The sequence below is a fragment of the Pseudomonas sp. NPDC087598 genome (assembly GCF_044743525.1).
GTDB lineage: Bacteria > Pseudomonadota > Gammaproteobacteria > Pseudomonadales > Pseudomonadaceae > Aquipseudomonas.
This window is the reverse complement of the sequence record NZ_JBIUWQ010000069.1, coordinates 24,310-30,465: the sequence shown is the minus strand read 5'-3', so window position 1 is coordinate 30,465 and position 6,156 is coordinate 24,310. Positions and strand designations below refer to the sequence as shown.

5 protein-coding genes are annotated in these 6,156 nt (G+C 59.0%); 2 read left to right on the top strand and 3 right to left on the bottom strand.

The annotated features are described in order from the left end of the window. On the top strand, positions 1-1,039 hold a 1,039-nt coding region (locus ACIOWE_RS26250; protein ID WP_401397551.1), incomplete at its 5' end, for an NADP(H)-dependent aldo-keto reductase. Positions 1,040-1,145: 106 nt separating this feature from the next. Here ACIOWE_RS26250 and ACIOWE_RS26245 read toward each other — a convergent pair. Then, positions 1,146-2,282, bottom strand: coding sequence for an acyl-CoA dehydrogenase family protein (locus ACIOWE_RS26245; RefSeq protein WP_401397548.1), 1,137 nt, complete (start codon positions 2,280-2,282; stop codon positions 1,146-1,148). Between the two features lie 250 nt (positions 2,283-2,532). Between ACIOWE_RS26245 and ACIOWE_RS26240 the strand changes: the two genes are divergently transcribed. Beyond that, the gene (locus ACIOWE_RS26240; protein ID WP_169842445.1) at positions 2,533-3,429 is read left to right on the top strand and encodes a GlxA family transcriptional regulator; all 897 of its coding nucleotides are present in this window, start codon (positions 2,533-2,535) and stop codon (positions 3,427-3,429) included. A 181-nt stretch (positions 3,430-3,610) separates the two neighbouring features. Here ACIOWE_RS26240 and zapE read toward each other — a convergent pair whose 3' ends face one another. Further along, positions 3,611-4,705, bottom strand: coding sequence for a cell division protein ZapE (zapE, locus tag ACIOWE_RS26235; protein ID WP_034156483.1), 1,095 nt, complete (start codon positions 4,703-4,705; stop codon positions 3,611-3,613). Positions 4,706-4,795: 90 nt separating this feature from the next. Then, positions 4,796-6,151, bottom strand: coding sequence for a tryptophan--tRNA ligase (locus tag ACIOWE_RS26230; RefSeq protein WP_401397545.1), 1,356 nt, complete (start codon positions 6,149-6,151; stop codon positions 4,796-4,798). Positions 6,152-6,156: the final 5 nt, after the last annotated feature.

Sequence of the window (6,156 nt, the reverse complement as noted above, 5' to 3'; positions counted from 1 at the left end):
GGACTATCGCCAGCTAGGCCGTACCGACCTGAACGTGAGTGCAATCTGCCTCGGCACCATGACCTGGGGCGAGCAAAACACTGAAGCTGAAGCTTTCGCGCAGATTGAACGGGCCAAAGAGGCCGGGATCAATTTCATCGACACCGCCGAAATGTATCCGGTGCCGCCGAAAGCCGAAACCTACGCCACCACCGAGCGCTACATCGGCAATTACTTCAAAAGTCGCGGCGACCGCGCCGACTGGATCCTCGCCAGCAAGATCGCCGGCCCCGGCAACACCATCGACTACATCCGCGACAAAAACCTGCGCCACAACCGCCAGCACATCACCGAAGCGGTGGATGCCAGCCTCAAACGTTTACAGACCGACTACATCGATCTTTATCAATTGCACTGGCCTGAGCGCAGCACCAATTTTTTCGGACAACTGGGCTACAAGCACAAGATCGAAGCCAACCTCACCCCGCTCGAAGACACCCTGGAAGCGCTCGATGAACAGGTGAAGGCCGGCAAGATTCGCCACATCGGCCTGTCCAACGAGACACCGTGGGGCACCATGCGCTTCCTCGCCTTGGCCGAAGCCCGTGGCTGGCCGCGTGCGGTGTCGATCCAGAATCCCTACAACCTGCTAAACCGCAGCTTTGAAGTCGGCCTGGCGGAAATCGCCATCCGCGAACAGTGCGGTTTGCTTGCCTATTCGCCGCTGGCGTTCGGTTTCCTGTCGGGCAAATACGAAGGTGGTGCGCGTCCGCCAAAAGGTCGTCTGAGCCTCTACAGCCGCTTCAGCCGCTATTTCAATGCGCAATCGGAAGCCGCGTGCAGCCGTTATGTCGCGCTGGCGCGTGAACACGGTCTCGATCCGGCGCAAATGGCACTGGCCTTTGTCACTCAGCAACCGTTCGTCACCAGCAACATCATTGGTGCGACGACGCTTGAGCAACTGGACAGCAACATTGCCAGTTTTGACTTGAAACTTTCCGATGAAGTGCTGGCGGGGATCGAGGCGATTCACAAGGATCATCCGAACCCCGCACCGTGATCAGCCGCTAAAAGCTTCGCGAGCAGGCTCACTCCCACATTTTGGAATGCGCTCCCCTGTAGGAGTGAGCCTGCTCGCGATAGCGGTCTAACCAGCCGCCGAAAACCTACAGCGAACGCGCAATGATCTCCTTCATGATTTCATTGGTCCCGGCATAAATCCGCTGCACCCGCGCATCCGCCCACGCCCGGGCTACCGGGTATTCCCACATGAAGCCGTAACCGCCATGCAACTGCACGCATTCGTCGAGCACTTTGCATTGCAGGTCGGTGCCCCAATACTTGGCCATCGCCGCCGTCGGCACATCGAGCTTGCCTTGCAGGTGCAGTTCCAGACATTTGTCGACGAACACGCGGCCGATCTGAATCTCCGTGGCCATTTCCGCCAGCTTGAAGCGGGTGTTCTGGAAGTCGGCAATTGCCTTGCCGAACGCCTTGCGATCACGGGTGTAATCGAGCGTCCACTTCAGCGCAGCCTCGGCTGAAGCCAGCCCACCGATCGCCACGGTCAGACGCTCCTGCGGCAGTTCCTGCATCAGATAGGCAAACCCTGCCCCGGCCTGACCCAACAGGTTCTCCTTCGGCACACGCACGTCCAGGAAGAACAATTCCGACGTGTCCTGAGCCTTCATTCCGACCTTCTCCAGGCGCTTGCCCTTCTCGAAGCCCGGCGTATTCGCCTCGACCAGAAACAGGCTGGTGCCCTTCGCGCCAGCCTTCGGATCGGTCTTGGCGACGACGATCACCAGATCGGCGAGAAAGCCGTTAGTGATGAAGGTTTTCGAACCGTTGATCACATAGTCATCACCGTCCAGCACGGCGGTGGTCTTGACTCCCTGCAGATCGGAGCCAGCACCCGGTTCGGTCATGGCAATCGCCGTGACCATTTCGCCCGAGACCAGTTTCGGCAGGTATTTGTGCTTCAGCGCTTCACTGCCGTAATGCAGGATGTAGGGCGCAACGATGTCCGAATGCAGCGAGAAACCGATCCCGGTCAAGCCCAGTCGACCGACCTCTTCAATCACCACCGCGCTGTAAAGAAAGTCCGCCCCCAGCCCGCCGTACTCTTCCGGCAGATGCGAGCAGAGCATCCCCGCCTCCCCTGCCTTGTTCCACAGCTTGCGGTCGATATGGCCTTGTTTCTCCCACTGAGCATGGAACGGCACGGCCTCTTTTTCGAGGAAGGTTCGTACGCTGTCGCGGAACAATTCGTGCTCGGAGCTGAACAAGGTTCTGGGGATCATGCGGCACCTTTCTTTCTTGTTGGAGGGATGTGACCTTCAGAGACTAAGCCTCACCTCCGATACAGGACACTGGACACATCCGACAAAAAATAAGACGATCCAGCCGTCTGGTGACCACTTTCCCTTATAAAAACAAAACAAAAGTTGAATTATGTCTAAGCAAGTCTCCACGCCCTTGCGGCGCGTCAGCATCCTGGCTATCGACCGGGTTTTCGCCTCCACTCTCATGCAAGCCAAGGATTTCTTCCATCTGGCCAGCCTGCGTTACGGCAAACAACTGGGCCACGGCCTGACACCGGCGTTCGAAACGCGCCTGGTCAGCCCTGACGGCAAACCGGTGAACAGCTTCAGTGACGTGGTAATGCCGGTGGACGGCGGCCTGGAAAACGCCGACGTGATTATCCTTCCGGCGTTCTGGGACGATTTCGACACGTTGTGCAGCCGTTACCCACAAGTCCTGCCATGGCTGCGCGAGCAACATGCGCGCGGCGCCGTGCTCTGCGGGGAGGCCACCGGGGTGTTCTGGCTGGCCGAGGCCGGTCTGCTCAATGGCAAGGAAGCGACCACCTACTGGCGTTTCTTCAATGCATTCGCCGAGCGCTTCCCGAAGGTTTATCTCAATCAGGACAAACACCTGACCGACGCCGACAATCTGTACTGCGCCGGCGGCACTACTTCGGCCTGCGACCTCTACATCTACCTGATCGAGCGCTTCTGCGGCGCCAACGTGGCGCAAGCCGTAGCCCGCGACATCCTCTATGAAGTGCAGCGCAGCTATTCGCCGGGACGTATCGGTTTCGGCGGTCAGAAGCTGCATCAGGACGTGATCATCCTGCAGATACAGCACTGGCTCGAAGAGCATTTCGCCGACAAGTTTCGCTTCGAAGATGTGGCCCGCGAGCACGGCATGAGCATCCGCAATTTCATGCGCCGCTTCCAGACCGCCACCGGCGACAAACCGTTGCACTACCTGCAACGCCTGCGCATCGAGACAGCCAAAGGCTTGCTGTCCGGCAGCCGCAAGAGCATCAAGACCATCAGTTATGAAGTCGGTTACGACGATGCGAGCTTCTTTGCGCGGCTGTTCCGCCAGCACACCGAGCTGTCGCCGAACCAGTATCGGCAGCAGTTTCAGCAGGCTGCATAACCTAGGCGCAACAGCGAAATTCCAATGTGGGAGCGAGCCTGCTCGCGAATTCGGTTTTACATTCAACACGATTGTTGGCTGACACACCGCTTTCGCGAGCAGGCTCGCTCCCACAGGGAAGATCCTAAGTGCATAAAAAAGGGCCTGCAATTGCAGGCCCTTTTCATTTGCCGAACGCTGTTTAAGGCTTGTGCGCCCGCGACAGGAATTCGTGCGATTGCATCTCCAGCAGACGGCTCAGCGTGCGCTGGAACTCGAAGTTCAAACGTCCGCCGGTGTACAGATCCTTCAGCTCGACTTCAGCAGAAATGATCAGCTTGACGTTACGGTCGTAGAATTCGTCGACCATGTTGATGAAGCGGCGTGCGATGTCGTCGGTGGTGACGCTCATCTGTTCGACACCGCTGAGCAGCACGGCGTGGAAAATCTTGCCCAGTTCGATGTAGTCGTTCTGGCTGCGAGGACCGTCGCACAGTTCACGGAAGTCGAACCAGGCCACATCATCGCAAGTGCGCAACGCACGAATTTCACGGTTCTCGATCATCAGCACGTCGTTCTCGACGGCTGCTGTGCATTCTGGCGTCAGCGCCTTGAAGCTCTTGCGCAAGCTCTCGTGAGCGGCTTCGTCGAGCGGGTAGTGGAACAGTTCCGCTTGTTCGAGGTGACGCAAACGGTAATCGACGCCGCTGTCGACGTTGACGATCTCGGTGTTCTGCTTGATCAGCGCGATCGCTGGCAGGAAGCGCGCACGTTGCAGGCCGTCCTTGTACAGACCGTCCGGAACGATGTTCGAGGTCGCGACCAGGGTCACGCCGTTTTTGAACAGTTCTTCCATCAGCGTGCCGAGAATCATGGCGTCGGTGATGTCGGAGACGAAGAATTCATCGAAGCAGATCACCCGCGATTCAGTCGCAAAACGCTTGGCGATGATGGTCAGCGGGTTTTTCTCGCCGCCGAGGGTCTTCATCTCTTCGTGCACACGCTTCATGAAGCGGTGGAAGTGGGTGCGGGTCTTTTCCTTGAACGGCAGCGCTTCGAAGAAGGTGTCGACCAGGTAAGTCTTGCCGCGACCCACGCCGCCCCAGAAATACAGGCCCTTGACCGGCGTCTGATCCTTTTTGCCAAACAGTTTGCTCAGCAAGCCCGGCTTGTTCTGATCGGCGGCGATCAGGTCCTCGTACAGGCGCTGCAAATGACGCACAGCAGTTTCCTGCGCGGCATCATGGAAGAAGTCCGGGCGTTTCAGATCAGCTTGGTATCGTTCTAGGGGCGTCATAATTCGTTAGCAAGGCAACAAAAACGGGCCGTCACTGTAGCGACGGCCCGTGGGAATGGCAATCGGCCCTTGGTCGGGCCGGCCCGTTGATTATTCCTGAACCGGTGTCAGCGCGAGGCGCAGAGCCTCGATGGCTGCGTCCCGTGCAGCAACGTCGGCGAATGCCGGGCTGTCGCCGACGCACTCGCCTTCCAGCCACACGCTGAAGCTCAGGTCTTCGCTGCGCACGTCCAGCGGCTGGCCGGATTGCAGTTGCTTGGTCACCTGACCCGCGGTTTTGCCGTCGGCGAAGTTACGCGACAGCAGCAGTTGCTCGCCATCGGCCGCCAGCAGACGGAAACGGAAACTGCCGTCGTCTTCACGGAAGCTGACAAAGCGGGCGGCTTTGGCGGCTTTCTTCTTGGTGGTCGCAGCGACTTGCACCTGATTGACGAAGGAGCGCAGGCCAACGGCTTCGCGCAGCTCGTTGAGGAACGGCGTCGCCACGGCACGGGCCTTTTTCGCGCCGATCTGCAGGATGTCTTCCAGGTCTGCCGGACGTTCGATCAACTGGTGATACTTGTCGCGCGCTTCGCCCAGTTGGTTGTCGAGTAACTGGAACAGACGGTTCTTCGCCTCACCCCAACCCAGACCGCCCAACAGTTCGCTGCGGAACTCGTCGGACTGCGCTGGTGTGGCGAAGGCCTGGAACAGGGTGAACAGGTGCGAATTATCTGGATCTTTTGCTTCGCCTGGCGCCTTGGAGTCGGTGACGATCCGCGAGATCGCGTCCTTCATCTCTTTGGCGCTGGAGAACAACGGAATGGTGTTGTCGTAGCTCTTCGACATCTTGCGACCGTCGAGGCCTGGCAGCGTGGCCACACTTTCCTCGATCAGCGCTTCCGGCATGGTGAAAAACTCTTTCCCCTGGCCGAACAGGTGGTTGAAGCGCTGACCGATATCACGGGCCATTTCCACGTGCTGGATCTGGTCGCGACCGACCGGCACCTTGTGCGCGTTGAACATCAGGATGTCCGCCGCCATCAGCACCGGGTAGCTGTAAAGGCCCATGGTGATGCCGGCATCCGGGTCTTCACCGGTTTCAACGTTCTTGTCTACCGAGGCCTTGTAAGCGTGCGCACGGTTGAGCAGGCCCTTGGCGGCAACGCAGGTCAGCAGCCAGGTCAGTTCAGGGATTTCCGGGATGTCGGACTGGCGGTAGAAAGTCACGCGATCGACGTCGAGGCCACCGGCCAGCCAGGTCGCGGCGATTTCCAGACGCGAGCGCTGAATGCGCAGCGGGTCATCGCATTTGATCAGGGCGTGGTAGTCGGCCAGAAAGTAGAACGAATCGGCATTGCTGTCGCGACTGGCGAGGATCGCCGGGCGGATGGCGCCGGCGTAGTTGCCCAGGTGCGGCGTGCCGGTGGTGGTGATGCCGGTGAGGATGCGGGTACGGTTCGTCATGGGTA

Coding starts and splice junctions, on each gene's coding strand:
- ACIOWE_RS26245 (WP_401397548.1), bottom strand. CDS start 2,282: ATGATCCCCAGAACCTTGTTCAGCTCCGAGCACGAATTGTTCCGCGAC.
- ACIOWE_RS26230 (WP_401397545.1), bottom strand. CDS start 6,151: ATGACGAACCGTACCCGCATCCTCACCGGCATCACCACCACCGGCACG.
- zapE (WP_034156483.1), bottom strand. CDS start 4,705: ATGACGCCCCTAGAACGATACCAAGCTGATCTGAAACGCCCGGACTTC.